The 18,069-nt window shown below is 63.3% G+C and carries 27 protein-coding genes and 1 pseudogene; 8 read left to right on the top strand and 20 right to left on the bottom strand.

The window, feature by feature from the left end; genetic code table 11:
- Window positions 1-2: 2 nt before the first annotated feature.
- The 13 genes and pseudogenes from NV382_RS16565 to NV382_RS16625 form a co-directional block, all read right to left on the bottom strand.
- On the bottom strand, window positions 3-272 hold the full coding sequence (locus tag NV382_RS16565; protein WP_260597814.1) for a hypothetical protein: 270 nt from the start codon (window positions 270-272) through the stop codon (window positions 3-5).
- Entirely contained in the window at window positions 272-712 is a 441-nt protein-coding gene (locus NV382_RS16570) for a hypothetical protein (protein ID WP_260597815.1), read from the bottom strand. The genes NV382_RS16565 and NV382_RS16570 overlap by 1 nt, the downstream gene beginning before the upstream one ends.
- A complete protein-coding gene (locus tag NV382_RS16575; RefSeq protein ID WP_260597817.1) occupies window positions 709-1,239 on the bottom strand; it encodes an HK97 gp10 family phage protein in 531 nt (176 codons plus the stop codon). Before NV382_RS16575 ends, NV382_RS16570 begins: the two co-directional genes overlap by 4 nt.
- The gene (locus NV382_RS16580; RefSeq protein WP_260597818.1) at window positions 1,239-1,589 is read right to left on the bottom strand and encodes a head-tail adaptor protein; all 351 of its coding nucleotides are present in this window, start codon (window positions 1,587-1,589) and stop codon (window positions 1,239-1,241) included. The genes NV382_RS16575 and NV382_RS16580 overlap by 1 nt, the downstream gene beginning before the upstream one ends.
- Complete coding sequence (locus NV382_RS16585) at window positions 1,589-2,155, bottom strand: head-tail connector protein (RefSeq protein ID WP_260597820.1); 567 nt, start codon at window positions 2,153-2,155, stop codon at window positions 1,589-1,591. Before NV382_RS16585 ends, NV382_RS16580 begins: the two co-directional genes overlap by 1 nt.
- A gap of 3 nt (window positions 2,156-2,158) precedes the next feature.
- Entirely contained in the window at window positions 2,159-2,476 is a 318-nt protein-coding gene (locus tag NV382_RS16590) for a hypothetical protein (protein ID WP_260597821.1), read from the bottom strand.
- Between the two features lie 52 nt (window positions 2,477-2,528).
- Entirely contained in the window at window positions 2,529-3,842 is a 1,314-nt protein-coding gene (locus tag NV382_RS16595) for a phage major capsid protein (RefSeq protein WP_260597822.1), read from the bottom strand.
- Window positions 3,843-3,871: 29 nt separating this feature from the next.
- Window positions 3,872-4,504, bottom strand: coding sequence for an HK97 family phage prohead protease (locus NV382_RS16600; protein WP_260597823.1), 633 nt, complete (start codon window positions 4,502-4,504; stop codon window positions 3,872-3,874).
- A pseudogene (locus NV382_RS16605) lies at window positions 4,501-5,823 on the bottom strand (phage portal protein). The gene NV382_RS16600 and the pseudogene NV382_RS16605 overlap by 4 nt, the downstream one beginning before the upstream one ends.
- Before the next feature lie 26 nt (window positions 5,824-5,849).
- Window positions 5,850-7,433: a terminase large subunit gene (locus NV382_RS16610; RefSeq protein ID WP_260597824.1), complete on the bottom strand. Its 1,584-nt coding sequence runs from the start codon at window positions 7,431-7,433 to the stop codon at window positions 5,850-5,852.
- The gene (locus NV382_RS16615; RefSeq protein WP_260597825.1) at window positions 7,430-7,915 is read right to left on the bottom strand and encodes a hypothetical protein; all 486 of its coding nucleotides are present in this window, start codon (window positions 7,913-7,915) and stop codon (window positions 7,430-7,432) included. Before NV382_RS16615 ends, NV382_RS16610 begins: the two co-directional genes overlap by 4 nt.
- A 323-nt stretch (window positions 7,916-8,238) precedes the next feature.
- On the bottom strand, window positions 8,239-8,556 hold the full coding sequence (locus NV382_RS16620; protein ID WP_260597826.1) for an HNH endonuclease: 318 nt from the start codon (window positions 8,554-8,556) through the stop codon (window positions 8,239-8,241).
- The gene (locus tag NV382_RS16625) at window positions 8,556-8,735 is read right to left on the bottom strand and encodes a hypothetical protein (protein WP_260597827.1); all 180 of its coding nucleotides are present in this window, start codon (window positions 8,733-8,735) and stop codon (window positions 8,556-8,558) included. Before NV382_RS16625 ends, NV382_RS16620 begins: the two co-directional genes overlap by 1 nt.
- Window positions 8,736-8,815: 80 nt before the next feature.
- Between NV382_RS16625 and NV382_RS16630 the strand changes: the two genes are divergently transcribed.
- Complete coding sequence (locus NV382_RS16630) at window positions 8,816-9,049, top strand: hypothetical protein (protein WP_260597828.1); 234 nt, start codon at window positions 8,816-8,818, stop codon at window positions 9,047-9,049.
- Window positions 9,050-9,353: 304 nt separating this feature from the next.
- On the opposite strand, the gene NV382_RS16635 is transcribed toward NV382_RS16630, so the two are convergent.
- From NV382_RS16635 to NV382_RS16655, 5 genes are all read right to left on the bottom strand, one after another.
- Window positions 9,354-9,719: a hypothetical protein gene (locus NV382_RS16635; RefSeq protein WP_260597829.1), complete on the bottom strand. Its 366-nt coding sequence runs from the start codon at window positions 9,717-9,719 to the stop codon at window positions 9,354-9,356.
- A gap of 99 nt (window positions 9,720-9,818) precedes the next feature.
- Window positions 9,819-10,397 (bottom strand): hypothetical protein, encoded by a 579-nt coding sequence (locus NV382_RS16640; RefSeq protein WP_260597831.1) that lies wholly within the window; start codon window positions 10,395-10,397, stop codon window positions 9,819-9,821.
- The gene (locus tag NV382_RS16645; protein WP_260597832.1) at window positions 10,394-11,872 is read right to left on the bottom strand and encodes a DnaB-like helicase C-terminal domain-containing protein; all 1,479 of its coding nucleotides are present in this window, start codon (window positions 11,870-11,872) and stop codon (window positions 10,394-10,396) included. The genes NV382_RS16640 and NV382_RS16645 overlap by 4 nt, the downstream gene beginning before the upstream one ends.
- Window positions 11,873-12,061: 189 nt before the next feature.
- Window positions 12,062-12,955 (bottom strand): YdaU family protein, encoded by an 894-nt coding sequence (locus NV382_RS16650; RefSeq protein ID WP_260597833.1) that lies wholly within the window; start codon window positions 12,953-12,955, stop codon window positions 12,062-12,064.
- Window positions 12,952-13,419, bottom strand: coding sequence for a hypothetical protein (locus NV382_RS16655; protein ID WP_260597835.1), 468 nt, complete (start codon window positions 13,417-13,419; stop codon window positions 12,952-12,954). The genes NV382_RS16650 and NV382_RS16655 overlap by 4 nt, the downstream gene beginning before the upstream one ends.
- A 17-nt stretch (window positions 13,420-13,436) precedes the next feature.
- On the opposite strand from NV382_RS16655, the gene NV382_RS16660 reads away from it, so the two are divergent.
- Window positions 13,437-13,670: a hypothetical protein gene (locus NV382_RS16660; RefSeq protein WP_260597836.1), complete on the top strand. Its 234-nt coding sequence runs from the start codon at window positions 13,437-13,439 to the stop codon at window positions 13,668-13,670.
- Window positions 13,671-13,681: 11 nt separating this feature from the next.
- Here the strand turns inward: NV382_RS16660 and NV382_RS19735 are convergent, their stop codons facing one another.
- Complete coding sequence (locus tag NV382_RS19735; RefSeq protein WP_418066704.1) at window positions 13,682-13,894, bottom strand: carph-isopro domain-containing protein; 213 nt, start codon at window positions 13,892-13,894, stop codon at window positions 13,682-13,684.
- Window positions 13,895-13,966: 72 nt separating this feature from the next.
- Between NV382_RS19735 and NV382_RS16665 the strand changes: the two genes are divergently transcribed.
- The 4 genes from NV382_RS16665 (at window position 13,967) to NV382_RS16680 (ending at window position 16,854) form a co-directional block, all read left to right on the top strand.
- Window positions 13,967-14,713 (top strand): hypothetical protein, encoded by a 747-nt coding sequence (locus NV382_RS16665; RefSeq protein WP_260597837.1) that lies wholly within the window; start codon window positions 13,967-13,969, stop codon window positions 14,711-14,713.
- A 157-nt stretch (window positions 14,714-14,870) separates the two neighbouring features.
- Entirely contained in the window at window positions 14,871-16,205 is a 1,335-nt protein-coding gene (locus tag NV382_RS16670; protein WP_260597838.1) for a hypothetical protein, read from the top strand.
- Window positions 16,205-16,492, top strand: a complete 288-nt coding sequence (locus tag NV382_RS16675) for a hypothetical protein (protein ID WP_260597839.1) — start codon at window positions 16,205-16,207, stop codon at window positions 16,490-16,492. The genes NV382_RS16670 and NV382_RS16675 overlap by 1 nt, the downstream gene beginning before the upstream one ends.
- A 92-nt stretch (window positions 16,493-16,584) precedes the next feature.
- Entirely contained in the window at window positions 16,585-16,854 is a 270-nt protein-coding gene (locus NV382_RS16680) for a hypothetical protein (RefSeq protein ID WP_260597840.1), read from the top strand.
- Between the two features lie 190 nt (window positions 16,855-17,044).
- Here the strand turns inward: NV382_RS16680 and NV382_RS16685 are convergent, their stop codons facing one another.
- On the bottom strand, window positions 17,045-17,305 hold the full coding sequence (locus tag NV382_RS16685; protein ID WP_260597841.1) for a hypothetical protein: 261 nt from the start codon (window positions 17,303-17,305) through the stop codon (window positions 17,045-17,047).
- Window positions 17,306-17,425: 120 nt separating this feature from the next.
- Here NV382_RS16685 and NV382_RS16690 point away from each other — a divergent pair, with 120 nt between their 5' ends.
- The gene (locus tag NV382_RS16690; RefSeq protein ID WP_260600455.1) at window positions 17,426-17,800 is read left to right on the top strand and encodes a thermonuclease family protein; all 375 of its coding nucleotides are present in this window, start codon (window positions 17,426-17,428) and stop codon (window positions 17,798-17,800) included.
- On the top strand, window positions 17,797-18,069 hold the full coding sequence (locus NV382_RS16695; protein WP_260600456.1) for a helix-turn-helix transcriptional regulator: 273 nt from the start codon (window positions 17,797-17,799) through the stop codon (window positions 18,067-18,069). Before NV382_RS16690 ends, NV382_RS16695 begins: the two co-directional genes overlap by 4 nt.

Here is an 18,069-nt window from a genome sequence, read left to right on the forward strand (position 1 = left end):
GATTAAGCGGTCGGAACCTCAGGGGCCGGATCGACGGCCGGCGCGGGGGCGGCCGGCGTCTTCGGCGTAGGGCGCTTGGTGTTCTTCGGCGCGGCGCGGCGCGGCTTGGCCGCTGGCGTAGGGGTTGGGGCACCGACGAGGCCAGCCGCCTCGTAATTGGCAAAAACGCCGGCATCAAGCAGAGGCGTGTCACCTTCGGTGAAACGCTCCAGGGTGCCGGCATCGGTGAAGGTGCTGAGGATCAGCGCCCGCTTCTTTTTATCGTCGCTCATCAATCGTCTCCTGGTTGCGCTTGCGCGTCGAAGGTGACGCGGAAGTCCTGGGTCTGTTCGTAGCTGTCGCCGGGGCCAGCCACGTCGGGGCCGGTGCCCGCGGTCAGGATCGACACGTTGGTGAAGCCGGCGACCGCGCCCACCTTGCCCGTGCAGGCGGGACGGGCGAGCAGGATGGCTTTGCGCTGGTCGCGATAGCTGGCCGCCCGAACGGCAACCGAGACGCGCTCAATCGTGTGAACCATGCCGGTGCGCTTCAGATACTGGCGTTCGATGACACTGACCGTGCGAACTAGGAGCGCCGGCAGGGCAACGCCGTCAGGCAGGCGGCCGGCCTTGATCTGATCAGCAGCGAGCAGCGGGTGGTCGCGCTCAAGCAAGAACGCGGCGATCGGCGCATTGGAGCGCAGCAGCTCGCCGATGATGGTCACGCCGCTCATGCCTCGTCACTTTCCGGCTCGTTCGACGGGAGAATGCCCGAGCGGCTCACACGCGAGTTGATGTAGCTGCGCGCGGCAGCCACGGCCTCGGCGCCCTTTACGTCCAACGAGACGCGCATGAATGGATGCGCCCGCGCGCCGGGGTGAAACACCGTCTCGCCTACGAACTTGCCGCCGATCACCATCGAGCCGGTCTTCGTCTGCTCATTGACGCGCTTGACGCTCATGCCTTGGCGCTCGCCGTCGGACACGCTGATAAAGTGGGGGTCGGTGCCGTATTCCAACCAGGTGGCAACCGACCGCGCCCAGCCGGGCTTGATCGAGATCTTCACCACCACGCGGGTGTCGTCGCCCTTGGTCTTCGTGACGATCGCGTCATCGACATCCTGCGATATCGAACGGACCTTCATCTCGTCAGCGACGACCTTGGCACCGGCTCGACCGGCGCCGCGCAGCACCTTCTTCATTTCGCCCGGAATGCCGGCGATGAAGCTGCGGACTTCCGATTTGCCGCGGACGGTCGGCATCAGGCCGGGTTCCCGGGCGAGGTGTAATCCTCGACCATAAATTCCATGCCTTCGCGCCAGCCCAACTCAGCCGGACCCGCGACGATCTGCATGATCCGATCGCCGAGCACGAAACGCATCTCGGAAGTGACATCGGGGCGAAAATACATCCGGACGCGCGCGGGGCGTGAATGAACGTTGATGCCGTCGGCGATGCGCTCGCCCTTACTGGGAAGCATATCTTGCACGCTGGCCCACGTCATACGCAGCAGCTGCCAGGAACCCGAACCAGCGCCGTCGAGGCTGTCGTCAGCGACCGGCTGCTCAATCCGCAAGCGCCGAGTGAGCGTGCCGGGGTCTATGATCGACATCAGAACACCCGAAACGGGGAGAGAAGGTTCTCTACGGTCGTCGACATAGGAACCGGACTGGCAGTGAGGCCGGTCAGCACGGTAGTGCGATTGCGGAACAGATCGCCGACCATCAGCAGGATGGCAGCGCGGATCGCCGCAGGAAGGGTCTCGTATCCAGCGCGGTACTTTACCGTCAGTGCCTCGCGGCCGATGTGCAGCCCGGACCATGCCGCCTCGCCGAGCGAGTAGATCGTGTCGCCAATAAGCTCGTAATCGAGCGGGTCACCGACGACCTTAGAACGGTTGCTGTCTCGCCACGTGATGCCCACAAGCTCGATGTGAGGCGGATACGGTAGCACTAAGCCGTGGCCCATCGTCTCGAAAGTGTCGAAATACGCTTCCAAGGTCTGGACGCCGATCGCGCGGCCGAGCCAGCCGTTGGGGCCGTCTATATGCTCGGTCGCGGCAGCTATCATGCCCTCGACGATCGTCTTCTCGCTGGTGTCGCCATCCAGCTTCAGGTGCGCGTCAGCGTCTTCCCATGTCACTAGCGGCTCGGGTGAGACGACGACGCTGACGCGCATCGATCAGCCCTTCCGCTTCGTTTCGATCGCGGCGATCAGCTCGGCTTCGGTTGCCGCGTCGCCCTGCGGCACGTCCGCCTTCTCGTAGGCGGCGATCACCAGCAATTCGTCCTTGGACGCTTCGGTCAGCGGCTTTGCGCCGAGCTTGTCCGCCTTATAGTCGAGCACCTTCGTCGGCTTCACGCCCTTGGGCGGCTTGTCGCCAAGCACCTTGAGGTCGACGAGGTGCTTCACGTCATTTTCATCGGCTTCGCGCTTGTCGCCCGTTTGATAGAGCGTGGTTCCGTCAAGATGCGGCTCATGGGCATAGAAGGTCGTCATGGCTGTTCTCCACTGGAGGTTGTGGGGCGACGACATGCCGCCCCACGATGGATCAGGTGTTCGCGAACGGCCCCTTGATCAGCGCCGCAGGGCGCTTCACGGCGAGCGCGAGGCGCTCTTCGCAGCGCATGGTCAGGAGGTTCTTCTCGAAGTCGTCGGCGTTCTCGCTGGAGATGAGCACCTCCGGCTTGAGCCGATCGTACAGGGTCACCGCGACCTTGAACGCGCCTACCAGGAACGTGCCCTGCGCCATCGACACGGTCGGCATCACGCGCTTGCCCCAGAGGATCGGGCCGACAACGCCGGTCGGGTTCGCGAAGATGTAACGACCGTTGCTGTCCTTGGTCAGTTCGATGTCCGTCCAGTCGGTTTCGTGCAGCACGATCGCATCGGCCGGGTACAAGCCGAGCGAGGCCTGCAGCATCGCCAGGCGCAGCTTGTCCATCTTGTTCGGGGCAGTGATGGAGATGCCAGCCGGCGCGACGTAAGCGGTTGCCTGCGGATACAGGCCGAGCAGGTTCTCGCCGGTGCCATCGCCAAGGATGATCTGCCCGTCTTCGGCGAGTGCCAGACCATAGCGCATTTCGCTATCGACCTCTGCCTGGAGCCGCGGAGCGTCATCAAGCGCCTGCCGCGTCAGCTTGGCGAGATGCGCGATCGTACGCACCGGCGCGGTTGCACGCGTCCAGCCGTAGTTGCTGTAAGGCTTGGCCGTGCCTTCCGCGACGGGCGCCGCGTTGTTCGTGCGAACCGACTGCTTCGGATAATCGACCGAACCAGTATCGATCGGCATCACCGTGAGCAGGTCGCGCATGATGATGTCGGGACGGCGCGGCATGCTGACAGCCTCGGTCTCGCGATGCGAAACGATGAAGCCGCCAGCCGAGTTGTTGGCGGTGGTGATCGCCTTCAGTTCGATGCGCGCCGACGGGCGCTCCTTGCTGGCGAGAGCCTTGATGCCGTCGTCTTCGGCAACCTGCTGGCCGAAGCTCTTGGTCTCTTCACCAAGGCCGGCGCCGCCCGGCCGCGTCATCCGCTGCTCCATGTCATCGACGCGGCCCTTCAGCTCGTCGAGGACGTTGAACTTCAGCAGTGCCTGGTCGGCCTTGCCCTTCGTCTCCTGCGTCAGGTCGCCGAAGCGCTTGACCTCGGTCTCGGCGCCGTCGGCGATCTTCTTCACCTCGTCGAGCGCGTCCTTGACGTACTTGCCGAGCTGCTCGGGCGTCATGGTTCCACCGCCGTTCGGGTGGCCGGTGCCGTCGCGCATGTAACGGCCCTTGCTGCGCTCGGCAGCGGACATTGCGCCGAGCGAAGACACGCCCAGGAGCGCCGCGGTTGCGGCGTTGATTTTGATCAGATCTCGCATTGGGGTTCTCTCTATGGAGGGTTCTAAGGTCAGGACTTCAGCGCCGCGCCGAGCGCGGACCAGAAGTCGTCGGTGGTCGCTTTGACCTCGGGCTCCCCCCGAAGATGCGGCGTTGCCTTGCCTGCGATTGCCGCCGCCAAGGACTTGGAGAAGCCGCCTGCATCCCGCAGGAACTCCTCGAACTCGCGGACGGACGGTATCCCGCCGTCCTCCACAAGAGACTTGAGCTGGGTGATGACCGCCCGGTCGTTCATACCGACCGGCACGAGCGAAACCTCGTGCAGCGCGAGCTCGTGCAGCTGGCGGGTCTTACCCTCGAACTTGTGCCGGAGCGTCTTGTAGCCGATCGACAGGCCGCTGAGCGCGCGCGCCTCGGCCAAGGCGTGTGCCTCCCGGCCGCCCTCAGACTTGATAGCGATCCTGCCCTCGACATGGAGGCCGGCTTCGGCCTCATCGAACTTCGACCACGACCCGACCGGCCGCTTGTGGTCATGGAACAGCAGCATCGGAACGCTGGCACGGCCTGCGATGGCCTTGGTCAGAGCGCCAGGCATGATGACATCACCACCGTGGTCGATGTTGCCATAACCGGCGGCGATGCCCGCGATGTATCCGGCCTCGTCGATCGTCTTGATCTCGAAGCCCCAACCAAGTTCACTCATTGTCCGCTCTCCAGTCGCGGGGCGCCATTGTGCCCCATCATCGCCGCCTTCACGCGCGCATCGACCAGCGCCTCGATGTCGGCCTGGCTGGTTGGTCCTGTCGGGGTAGCGGTAGGCGGCACCTTGCCGAGCTGATCCAGCGGGATGAGGTTCGACTGCACCGTCAGCACGTCGCCGCCCTCGCCGGCATACGGCTCCATGTTCTCTTTCGCCCGCATGTAGTTGCGGCTGGCGACGCCGTTCTGGCCGAGCGCGCCGTACAGCGCGGCGCGCGATGCGCTGTCCGCGCGGAGCAAGCTCTCGGCGTTGTGCTGGACGTAAAGCCGGCCCTGCTCAGCCGGCTGTATCAGCTGCTTTTCAATCGCCTGCTCGATGCGCTCGAACTCGGTGCCCAGACCAAGGGTAAGCCACGCGAGCACGATCTGCTCGATACCCGAGCCCCACATTGTCTGGCCTTGAGCAGAGTGGCCGATCAGGATCGGGAACACGCCGAACCACCGGCAGATTTCTTCGACAGAAAAACGCCGCGTTTCGAGCAGCTGCGCATCTTCAGGGCTGAGGCCGAGCGCCTTGAACGAAAAGCCGGGTGGCAGCGGCATTATCTTGCCTGCCTGGGAAGATCCCGCGAACTTTTAAAACAGCGCTACCAGGCTCTCCCGCTGTTCGCTGGTCGTCTTTGCCCCAGGCTGATCTTCCACGAAGCCGGAAAGCTGGAGCCCGTTGGAGAAAGTCGAGCCGGCGACCTGCTCCGCGGCAAGGGCCGTGGCGATTGTCTGACGGCCGTAGGCGATCGGAGATAGCCCGAGGTCGCCACCGGCACCGAAGCCGCGCAAATGGAACACCTCATCGGCGCCGAGGTCATCCTTGCCCACGGTGTAGCGACGTTCCCCCGTGGGTGTGCGGTAGACGTTCACGATGTCGGGCGAGAGCGGCCACAATGCCACGACCTGCTTGTCACCGCGGCGACCGATGCGGGCGTACGCGTTCCCGCGCAGGTTCAGTGCTGTGACTTGCCCCTCCCAGAACTCCATAGGCGTCTGGTCGGGGTTCGGGCTGATCGCCAGCACCCGGTGGAGAGGGTGATCTTCCGCCGCCTCGCGCTGTAGTGCCGAGGTGCGCCGGTAAACCTTGCGGCCGCAGGAGGCGATCGTCCGGGCATTAAGACGGACGGATGCCCATGCGGTCGACAGCGACAGCGTGGTGTCCGCCGTCACCCGCTTGTTGGCGTAGGTGCCGCCACCGCCGAATGCGATATTGTGCTGGATGTCCGGGTGCGTGCCGTCCAGCTTAGCTGGAGCGGCACCCAACACGGACTGCATCCACCCGGTGATGACCGAAGTGACCGTCACGCGTGCATCGTTCCGGCAGCGAGGAAGTCGTCCAGCGCTGCGCTGTTGTCGGTCTCGCTGTGCATAGCCGCCACTCCTCTCGCCATGACCAGCGCCACCATGCCGTCGATGCGGCCTGTCGATTTCGACTTGTCGAGCTTCCGGTTGCCGGCCGGGTCCTTCTTCACCACGGCATTCGCGGCGCACATCGTCAGGACCGGGTTGTTACCGTGGCGCACATTGCCGTTGAGGAAGTCGATCTCGGCGACGTCCATGGCCGGAGCCATTGAGAGAAAGCCTTGCCCAAATGGCTCGAAAGGCAGCTCGACGCCGATCTTCTGCATCTGCGCTTCGAGTGTTTTGAATCTGTGCCGGTCATATCCGATGCGCTCGACATCATACGGCTTGCAGATCTCGGCCAGGTCGTGCGCGACATACTCGTAATCGACCGCCACACCGGGCGGCGTCTTGATGAGCCCGGCTGTTGCCCAGTCATCATAGGGCACCTTGTCGCGCTTGCGGTGATCGACCAGCGTGTTTGCCGGCTTCCAGAACCACGCTCGGTAGTGCCAGACGTTCTGCCAGTCGGCGCCCAGCACGAAGGCGCAAAGGTCGGTCGTTTCCGCCAAATCGAGCCCGCCGTAGACACGGCCTTGCTCAAAGGCTTCCTCGCTCGTCTCGCCAGCGGTCGCCCCCCAAACGGAGGGCGAAATGAACGGCGAGAAGCGGTTGACCCTCTGGTTGAGGTAGAGGTTGCGGAAGCCGTTCTCTGCCGATGGCATGCGATCGGCCTTTTCGGCCGCCGCCTGCAGTTCGATTTGCGATCGGAAGCTGCCAAGCGCCGGGTTGGCCGCTCGATGTGCAACCGGGTCGAGTACCTCACAGCCTTTCGCGGCCTCGTAGACGTGAACGACAATCTTCTTATCGTTCGACCGCACCGCGTCGTCGATCTTGATCGACAGCATGTCGGCGTCGGTCGGCGCCTGCGTGGAAATGACTAAGCGAAGGGCGTCATCGTAGGCGCCAGAAGCGGACTCGATTGCCTCTACGAAGTCGTCTTGCGGCCCGCGAACCTGCCCCAGCTCATCTAGGATTGCCAGAACAGGCGAAAGGCCGTGCGCGGTCTGTCCATCGGCCGCAAGCGCCCGAAATTCGACGTTCAGCGCGAGCCCAATCAGCGTTTTGCCTGACGGGATGATCCGCACCAGCTTGTCGAGCGCCGGACTGAGCTTGACCATCTTGGAGGCAAGCTTGAACACGAGCGCGGCTTGGTCGCGGGACCGTGCGCCTGAAACTATTTGGCTATTGAGCCGCGCCTCCGGCCCGACCAGGTGGGCCAGCAGCACGCAAGCGATCAGCGCCGACTTGCCGTTCTTACGCGCGATCGAAAGGATGCCTTCGGACGTGCCTTCGGGGTTGTCGTAGACATCCAGGAGGAATTTGGTTTGAAACGCCTCCAGCCGGACCGGCTGGCGGACAAGTTTGCCCTCCGGCACGACGCAATAGCGCTCAATGAACGCGATAACGCGCTCGCCGCGGGTCTTTGGTCGACGATTAGGCCCGAACATCGGCGGCGCAATGCCGCCGGCCGGGGTGTTCACTGCAGTGTAGACGGCCTCGCGAGGAGATCGTCCCCATCGTCAGCGAGCGGATTGTGACCGGATTCGGTCTCTTTCGCTATCTCGCGGCGACGTTCTACGTCTCGTTGCTCGCCATTCTTGGCCCGGTTGTCGAGCCCTAGCGCCCGACGGAGCGTCACGATGCGCCTAGCGAGCTTGTCGACGGCTCCGATGCTCGCGATCACGAACTTCGGCTTGATCTTTCCCTTCACCGTGCCGCGCTGCCCGACCGACATGCCGGAGATCATCTCCGAGTCTGCCATTGCACGCGCCAGCCCAGCAGCAACCGCCATGTCGGCATCGGTCCACTCGCTCTTCGCTCGCTCGGCGATAACGGCATCCCAAAATGGCATGTCACCGGGGCGCAACTGGATGTGGGCGGGCGGCGACAGGTCGCGGGCCGCGGCAGCCATGACCGCTACCGCCCCTGCAGCGCTGTCGACGCGGGGGCGTCGAGCGGCCATCAAGCAAATCCTGTATTAGCAATCAAGTTGGGGACGGGGTCGGTACCGGTGGCGGCACCCCCCTGACTTTCGACCCGCCCCCTCCCTGGGGGCAGGGTCAGCCGGGGACGCGCCGGAGGTCGAGATCGCCAGTGATGTGCGTCGTACCGTCCAGCTTGATCTGGAACTCGACGTCGCATCCGATGACCTTGCAGCCAACCTGATCAGGCGGATACCAGCGCGCGTGCGCAGGGAGGCAAGCCGCATGCCGGTCACCACTGCGCTGAGCGTGATGCCGCGCATGGCGCTCGACATGGGGATTTTGACCGTCGCGTCGGAAGCCATCATGCTCTCCTATTCCAAGGGTGGGCCGGATCGGTCGGCATGCCGTTCGCATCGCAACCCCGTGGGCGGGCAGTCTGCCCTTTGTCGGCGAGCGACTTCGCGTCGGAGCAGGGCTTGCACAGCAGCTGGTAGTTAGACCGCTCCGAGGTGCCGTTCTTGGCTAGCGGTATGATGTGGTCGGCGATCGTGCCGGCGGTGACGCGGCCGTGCCGGGTGCACTCCTCGCACAGGATCACGGTCGCAAGCAGGTGTGCCCGCATCTTGTCGTGCTCGGTGCCATAGCCGCGCTCGTGGCGGCTGGTAGTGGGCCACGCCATCAGTGCCCGCGAAACTCAGCACGCACCGCAGCGGCGATGCGCTCCCCCTCGGCGGTCAGCCGATCCGATCGAGCGATGCAGCGCGATGGTTCGGCAACGTCGAAGGCCAGGTTGTGCAGGTCGCTGGCCAGCTGCTCGATGCGGCGAGCCTTGGTGATGTGAGGAGCGGGCAGCGCCATCGCATGCCTTTCTGTGCCGATGGGTAATTATCAGATCACGGCTAACGGACGCTTAACCATTTCAGATTTATTGCAAATTCATGAACATAGACGACCTGGATACGGAAACCCTGCGATGCATCTTCCTCGCCGAAGAGATGCCGGACAGTGACGAGGCGGAGGCTTTGCGCGCTCGTGCAACAAGGCTCAACTGCCTTGCCAAGGTCATTTACCGGCCGGGCCCGATCATCATGGGATATCAGCCTGCAGCACCATATGCGGGAGTGTCGGAGAAGGAACATGGCGCGGCCAAAAACCGCACAGCACGAAAGTAGAGGCGTCGCTTTCGGGCAACTCGGTAGGAGGTTCGGTTATTCAGCGGCTGTTCGGAAGATGCGGCGCAGGCGGAGGGATGATGGCAGACGGGCGCCATTTGCTGTCCGAGGTGGATTGGCGCCCGTCCGCTGCAAGTGTCCATGGGAAATCGGCACTGCGCGGCCGCGCTACAGCCAACGTGCTTACGAACGGTTAACGATTATCAACGCCGGCTGCCGAAACAACAAAGCCCGCCGGTGAGAGCGGGCTTTAGGCGGAGTTATAATGATTGCGACCGCAGGTAGCATGCGGGTTGCCGCATGGTCAAGCGTTTGCGTCCCGGCTCAACTTGAACGCGGGCGCGACATCAGGAACATTGAGGCCGATCGATCTCTGATAGGTGCGCAAGATCCAGAGCGTGGCCCAATAGGGCATCGTCAGGCCGTCGAATTCGAACGACTCTATCGAGGCTTTCCCGCGACGTGAAAACTCGATCGCCTCTTCGGGCCTGCAGGTCGCCTTCCACAATTCAACCTGCTGGAGAGTGTACGCCATTCCTTCAACGTCGCTCATCCCTGTAAGCTCTGGCACCTGAGCGGCGATCAAAGCTTGATCGCTGTTCCAAGCAAGAGATTGCCGGGTGAGCCGCGCCCGTTCTCGTTGATCTTTCCACCAGCCGCGCAAACTCATCAGCGTTCCTCATGCTAAGCTGCCGCTTCTTTGGTCCACGTTGTGCCGATATAATTGTGTCCGCGTCAATCGGCGCCTGCTCGAGCCCACTGAAGCCGATCAATAGCTCAGCCGCTCCTTCATCGTCACGATGTCCGCCACAAACTGCACCGTCAGCCGAGCCGCATACTCCTTGCTGGCCTCGGGCGCCGCAAGCCTGGACCCAGCCAGACCGGCCGGCTCATCAAACCGCACGACGTTCTCAAACACGTCCCAGTACTTCGCGCCGACATGGTTCTTCATCCGGAGCAGGTCGGACCTCGCCTCAACCTCGCGCGGGTGACCGTCGCCTGGGGTGCCGAACACCGTCCGGTCCAGGTTCGCCACGAGCCCGCCAGACGAGCTGATGATGTCCCACAGCGCGATGCAGTGAGCGATCGCGGCATCCTGGCTGGTCGACAGGTGCCCGGCCGTGCGCCAGCGTGCGATCGGCGTGCCGCCACGGTTCACCACCTTGCGTAAGTTGCGGTCATAGTCACCGTGCTGGGTTGCGAATTCATTTACCAGCGGCGCGCGTGCCTGCTCGGCCCTCTCCCGCTGTAGCAGCGCTGCCAGTGGCCCCACCTTCTTCGCTGCCTTTGTCTTCCGTGCCATCGTCATCACCCACTGCATGAAGTTCGTCGTTCCGTTGTTGCTCACGCCGCCTCCGCGATCTCGCGAGACACGTACGTGCTGTTCGTCCACTGCCATTCCATCTTCACCGTCTGCTCTCTCCCGGGCAGGCCCATGCGGACCTTGCAGATGATCAACTGCGTCTCGTTGTTCTCCTTGTTCGGGCGGTAGATCACAGCGCCGTAATCGGCTTTGTTTGCCCAGTGCGACGAGCCGGAGATGTCGTAGAGCCCCGGCGCGTCGGGCTTCTGGCCCCACTGCATCGGCTTCTTCGGATGCGCGACGATCCACACCGCGACCATGTACTGGCGGGCAAAGGCCTTGATCGCCCGGATGGCGCGGCCGGTGTAGTCCGTCTCGGTCTCGTCGGGTCGGCGCTTGTGCTCCAGCTCGTTCCACGGATCGAAGATCAGCAGGCGGGCGCCGTCGCGCAGCACGGCGATGCGTGCGAGCTCCAGCATCTCTTCCAGCGTCATCTCGTGCTCTTCGTCGGTGAAGTCCTGGCAGATGATCGAGAAGCGCTGCTCCAGCAGCTCGTCGGCCTCTGCCACCCGCTCAGTCGAGACGTATTTCTCGTTGCCCACGTCGTTGTCCGAGCACTGCATGATCGCCGCCCGGAGCTTGCGTTGCAGGATCGGCTTCACCGCCGTTTCGAAGCTGCCCATCGCCACGTTGATGCCGCGGCGGAGCAGGTCCGCGATGATGAAAACCATCAGCGATGTCTTCCCCGAGCCGGCGAACCCCGTCCACACCATCAGCGTCCCGGGCAGCAGGTGAGGGCCGTCGACTGCGCCTGGCAGGTAGAGCGGGATCGAGGGTGTGTCGGCAGGATCGGGGAAATCCGAGAAGCGGTAGAGCCCCTTCACCGGGTAGGGCTTCGCATCGTTGAGCACGAGCGCGACACCACCCGATCCGTAGACGTCGAGCACCTCGTTCAGATCCTTGCAGCCGGCCGGGTAGGTGACGAAGCGGCATCGCTCCGGGCCCAAGCGTCGCGCGAGTTCTGACGCGAGAATGCGCCCGACCGGATCGCCGTCGACCGCAAGGATGAAGCTGCTCACGGCGTCAAGATGTGCCTTGGCACGCCACAGGAAACGGTACCGCTCGGCGTCGCCTTCCTCGGTCAGCTCGCCGCGGCTGGGCTCATTCGGGCCGCCGTTTGGGACCGAGACTGTGTGCTGAAACCCGGATTGGATCGCTGCCAGCGCGTCCCACTCGCCCTCCGTGATCACCACTGGCACCTGTCCGCTGCGCACCGGCTCCGATAGCAGCGCGTCGTGGTTCCACAGGGTGAGGGGCGCCCCCGCGTCCATCCGGTGCCGCTTTTCCGCGGTCTGCCGGAGCTTGTGGTTCACCACCTGGCCGTTCTCGATGTACGGCACGGTCAGCCAGAACCCGTTGCCGCCTTGCTGCGTGGACGTCAGGCCGAATTTCTCCGCCAGAAGTGGATCCAGCGATCGGCCGGCCAGCCATTCTGCGTGCTTGGGGTGAAGATTGCTCATATCGTTTTCCGCCTGCCCATGGGCAATTGTGACAGTTGAAGAGGACGCCATCGTCGTCGATCGTGACGGAGAGGCAGGGGTCGCGCTTGTGCTTCCGGGTGTGCGAGCATTCCGGGCAAAGCGTCTTGTGGTTGCCACGCCCGACATCCCGCAGGACGATGCGGAACTCGGCCAGGATATCGCGAGCGGTCAGCACGGCGAGCTCATCCGGACGCCGCCGATCGTGTTCGCGCCGTGGTCGTCGGTGCCGGAGCGCCGCCTGAGGATCTTCTCGATGAACGGGATCGGGTCGACCAGGTCGGGCTCGCGCTGCGCCACGCCGAGCGCCTCGATGACGGGCGCTGTGCCGTACGTGCCCTTCCACTTGCCGATGACGCTGCCGGATTGCGCCTTGGGCACGCCGCGGGATTGCAGGAAGCGCTTGCCGGCGGCCCACAGGTGGGATTCCGCTGCCTTCTCGACATCGAGTGGATCGGCACCCGGCACGCTCGCCGTGCCCGTAGCTTTAGCTACGGTACTATAATCTCCCTGTCCCTCTCCCTCTCTCTTGGATGCTGTTTCACGCGTGACATCATGGTCTGTCACGCGTGACACCGGCGTGACTAGGGAAGCCACGTCACAGGGACGTTCGAGCGACAGCCATGCTTCGAAGTCGGGGCTGTCACGCTTGTCATCAGGCTTGCGCTCGTTGTGCTTCCGCACCGTCGCGCAGAATGTACGATGGCGCTGCTTGAGCTTGCTCTGCCATCCGCTGATCACCTGCTCGGCAACAACGGGATGGTACAGGCGGCCATCATCGCACTCGATCCAGCCGCGCAGGGCATCGGCGCGGTGTTTCCGGAACGTCTTGGTGTCGCGTCCCAGGCCGCAAAGCCGCGCAAGCACCGCATCGTTCGCCGGCAGCGATCCTGCAGGCAGCTGATGCCAGGCTGCGGACCACAGCAGTACGGCATACCAGCATGCCTCCGGGTGAGCCTCGGCTGCCAGGTCGCTGTCGCGGAGTCGGGCGACATGCAGCGGCATGAACGGGAAGTCCTGCAGATCGGCTTCAGGCGGTGTGAGGGGAGGGGATGCATCGGTCATCTGGCACCTCGCTCGGCCGCGATCATTTCGAGCCAGACCGCGGTCAGCGAGTGAACGCGGCGGATAAGCACTTCATGCGGCGCGAGTTCGTCCGCCTCCGTTATGCCGTCAGCCTCGATCGCCATGATCGCCGGCAGCAGCGTGGCGAGCGTCAGGGCAGCCTTGTCATCGCCGGTGCAGACGGCGCCCGCGTCAGCCCAGCGGCCGCCCACGAGAGCCAGCAGCGGATCGGCAAACCGTCCGCCCCACTCGTGACAGGCTGCCAGGAACGTCGGCAGGTCGATCGCCGCTGATGTGTTGGCGTACGCGGCGGCGCGATCGTCCGACTTGCCCAGCACTCGACCGATATCGATCCAGGTGGCGCCGTCCTCGTTCTTGTTCGACGTGAGGATGGCGTTCTGGGCATCGACCGCGCCTGACGCGGTAAGCGTACGTCTGCGCCCGTGGATGTGCGGTGCGGTCATGATGCAGAAGCCGTGTCATGGCAAAAGACAAACATGCTCGAGAGCAGAACCGGCTGACGGCCTGCGCATTGGCGAACCTGCTGGCGGCGATTGTGGACGCTATGGGCGACGCGGAACTGCCGCCGTCGGTGATCCACCGATTCCTGAGCCGGCTGGACGATCTCAACCAGATGCAGCTCTGGGGCGAGTCCCTGGAGTTCATGGAACTGGTAGTGAACGTGCTGCGACGCTCGGTCGCGTGCAATGATTGAGGCAGGGCTGCTCACGGACGGAGCGCATCGAGAGGCAAGAAAGCCTCGAACGACAGGACATGGCCCTGCTTCTCAGCGGCGTCACGGATCGCGGACCAGTACTTGGTTGGGATATTGCCGCCGCGATTTCGCCATTGGCGGACTGTCACCCCGGGAACGCCGATCGCTCTTCCCAAGGCTTCGGCGGATGCAAACGCGGAGAATATGTCTGACTGGGTTGCCATCCTCACCTGATACGTTGCGTATCGGAAATTCGCAATACCAATTGTATCGACGAGTTGATAAGGGGCTGTAAGATGGAACAGGAAAACGATAGTACCGCAGCCGAGCGATTGCGCTCCGCACGTTCAAAAGCCGGATTTGCCTCTGCTGCAGCCGCCGCTCGTCATTTTAAATGGGGCGAAGCGGCCTATCGGCACCATGAGAACGGCACGCGTGCGTTCGGTGCAGAGCAAGCAATGCAATACGCCGCCGCATATCGCGTCTCTGCTAGTTGGCTTCTAGCTTTGGTCGGAAGGCGCGATAACAACCGGGTTCCTGTCGCCCGCTTTTACACTGAGGTGTATGCGCAAAGGTTGGGGGAAGGCAGCGAGCTATACGAGCTGATAAACCAGATGTATTCTAAGCTCGGTCTCGTCATGTTTCCGGAGCTAAACGTTTATGTCGATGATTTTGAGTGGATCGTGGGCGGAGATGGGTTGCCGCCGATGCATTTTATCAATCCCTCAGAACTTTCCGTAATGACCGAAAACATTGCTGATGGCTTTATCTTTGCATACCGAGTTGGCCGCCGATTTCCTCATTCACGGCTAGAGATTGGGAATTTGCTCCTGATCGATAGCTCGGTTGACCAGGTTGGCCGTCAGCCTCACCTCTATCTCTTTCGTGATCAGGACAGTCCTTTCTTGCAAATTGCGCAGCGCACCACAGCTGGCGATACGCTTTTGATCCCCGACACGGAGGGAGGCATCGTCGAAAGCGCAAACGATCTGGCTCACCTCCAGGTAGTGGGCAAGGTCGTGTGGATAAGCCAAACTCTTTAGCGATACAGATTGTATTGACGCGCTCCGATACACCCCGTATCAATCCGTGGGTCAGCTGATCGCCTCCGGGCCGAAGACGTTGTCCGCAGGTCCGTAAAGCGCGCTCGCATATAGCAGCCTCCGCCGCACTCCTGCGTCACCTCGTGGGAGATACGTCATGGCTACTCAGTTCGCAGATATTACGCCTCGCTTGTTCCCGATTGCGCCGGCGCCCAAGCTTAACGTCAGGATTGCCTATATCGCGGGCCCCTCGGTCGCTGCAGTCGCCGCCGCCACCGCGCAGCTGCCGCAGGAAACGCAGGGCGCGACGCTGGACGATCTAGCGCAGGCGCCCGGCGGCGAACTGCTAGCGTGGGACAAGGCATGCGAGGCGCTCGAAGACGCGATCCAGGCCCGTGACGAGTTCAACGAAAATGTCCTCACGCCTCTAGACGGCATGCTAAAGTCGGTAGCTGACGCAGGGCACGATACTTCCGCGCTGAATGCTTATTATAGGCAGCAATACGCCAAGTTCGACGAGCTGGTAGGTGCCGTATCGGCAGCCACTGACGCTCTTGCTCTAACACCTGCATTCACGGCTATAGGGCTGGCGTACAAGATCCGCGCATTGGCTGCAGACGAATTCCACCTCAACACGGCCGACAACACGCCGTTGGTTGAGGCGATCGATGCCGACGCCAGGGCGCTGCTGGACACTGCCATCGAGCACAACCCTTGGATGCGCGGGCCGCTGATCCGGTGGCAGAAGGGCTATGCTCGGTATCAAGAGGCCCTTCGTAAGGCGCAGACGTATTACGCCGAAGTGCTGACGCCAGCTGACGCCGCCTTTAACCTCGTTCGAGACAAGTGGCCTACTAGATACGACTTCTCTCGCGATCCTGCCGCGAGGAAAGAGCTCGACGACGTCTCCTATGATGAGATCGAAGCGATCAGCGATGCCAACTGGCGCGAATGCTACGATGCACGGCTAGAGCTTTATCGCTGCCCCGCGCCTAGCGCCACTGAGCTGGGCGTAAAGATGAAGCTCTTTGTAGAAAACGACGATCATGATCTCGGTCGCGCCGGCGAAGTCGCCCAGCACATGATGCACGATGCGCGCCGGTTCGGACGGTTGGGCTCGCATCCGATCGGTGACGAGGCGCTGAACAAGGCATTCGCTGGGTTGCGGCGCGAGATGATCGACTACCAGACGCGCCCGGCGGTCGAAGATCCGCGGATCGAGGATGACAAGGCTGATGCGCGTGTCGATGCTCTCGAGAAGGTCATCTATGACGCTCGATGCAAAACCATCGAAGGTGTTGTGGCGAAGCTGCGGATCGGCTTCCAGCATGCGGTGGAAAGCTCGTACGGTGATCTGGCGCTGCTCAATCCGTCCTCACCGGAGTTCGTGGAGGGCCTGCGCATGGGCGACATGTCTCATCAGATGCTCTGGGCTGCGATTGAAGACCTCGCACGCATCGCCGGCCTGAACCTCGCAGAGCAGGGCGCCTGATGCCCGCCCCTGAAACCTGCGCGGATTGCCGGTTTTGGGATCGCTACACCGACGCTGGTCTGCTCGACAGCCAGCGTCGGGTTGGCGACTGCCGACGCCGCCCGCCGCTCATCATCGAGACCGTGCTCTCTCGCTCCATGATCGTGCCATCGTTCGGCATGCAGGTGGAGCTGGACGAAGCGATCGAGCCGCTGACCATCTACGCCGCCAGCGCCTTCCCGGTGACGCATGAGAAGTCCTGGTGCGGCGAGTTCAACCATTTACGCGGGGAGCCGCCGATATGCTGACCGGCTTGTATCCAACAGCGCCAGGGCGTGGCGCAGTGGGATCAGCGCTGCGCCCGGTGGTGGCTTGGGTGCACCGGGTTGGGCGGCACCTTATGTCCGGCGCGACCCGCCAAGGGCTGACAGCTCGCCGCATCAAGCCCCGCGTCCGCATTCGCGCCGACGGCTGGATCAGGCACGTACCGAGCCCGTTCCCCTTTTCTCCGAAGATGCTGGTGGAGGTGATGCTCGCCAGCGGCGAGGTGATCGGCGACCACCTGTCAGACTATGCCGGATCGTACCCCGACGCGTGGTGGCGCAACCAGGCGCCGACCGGTGCGAACAACATCCGCTTGTACCGGATCGTTGGGGAGCCACCGCGATGACGGGGCAGGGGACACCGGCCCGGGCAACGATCGAGCGGGCAGTAGAGGCGCTGATCGATCTGCTCGACGAGCTCGACGGCGATCCCGACGCTGAGCCAGAGCACGACATCAGCGCCGATGATCTTGGCGAGGCACCCGAGTGCGCGTTTGCGGACGTGTGGCAAGATGAACGGAGTGCAGTAGAGGTACGTCAGCGTTCGCCGAAGTCCGCAGCGGGGATGTCATCGCGAGAGAGCATCTCGCGCAACGCTGCGTCAGAGATGTCGGGCTCGTCATCTACGGCAATGGCAAACCGCCACCAATCGTCCTTCGAAGTTGCGAGCAGAACCCTCAGCACGTTGCCCAAGGTCGAAACTATGATGGGTTCCTGTCGCTGCTGGGGCAGCCCGCTCCCGGGCGGGCCGTCAAAACGAAAGAGGCGTGCGCTCTTGTCCCAGGATGCGTTGCTCATGACGATGGTCCCGCCAGATTTCCCGGGGCGATGGTGCGCTCTTCGCCCGAGGGTTGCAAGCTATGAGCCGATTGGCTGGCTGCAACTTGCCCGGGCACTCCCCGTTGGAGATAGAATTTGATGATCGCCGCCGCATTCCTCTGCCTCGTCACGCAAGTTCACGACGGTGACGGTCCTCTCTGGTGCGCCAATGGGGTGAAGGTCCGCGTTGCCGGCATACAGGCGCCTGACTTCGAGAGCGCCGAGCCCTGCCGCCGCGGAAAGGCAGCCTATGTCTGTTCCGATGCGCAGGCCGAGCGTAGCCGCGCGATCGTCGAACGGCTTGTGCTTCGGAAGACGCTTAGCTGCCAGCCTGTCGGCAAGTCGTACGCCCGTGTGGTGGCGCGCTGCACGCTGCCGGATGGCCGGAGCCTGTCGTGCGCTGCGATCGCAGCCGGCGCAGCGACGAAGTGGGACAGCTACTGGCGTCGGTACAAGATGGGGGAGTGTCGATGACGGCCACCAGGAAGCGCCGCGTTGTGCCTGTTGGCCGCGCGGCTGATCGCATTGCCAAGCGCGAGGTCGACTATGGTCTGGACGATCGCCTGCTGCCGATTGATGCCGTGATCCAGCTCGCGGGAATCGGAAAGACGATGATCTACCGGAAGGTGAGGGAGGGGACGTTCCCTGTGCCGTGCAAGCCGGGCGGCTGCTCGACTAGGTGGAGCGAGCGCGAGGTGAAGACGTGGCGAGATGACTTATTGGCGGCGCGCCCGGCGGCGTGA

The organism is Sphingomonas endolithica, from assembly GCF_025231525.1.
Classification (GTDB): Bacteria; Pseudomonadota; Alphaproteobacteria; order Sphingomonadales; family Sphingomonadaceae; genus Sphingomonas; species Sphingomonas endolithica.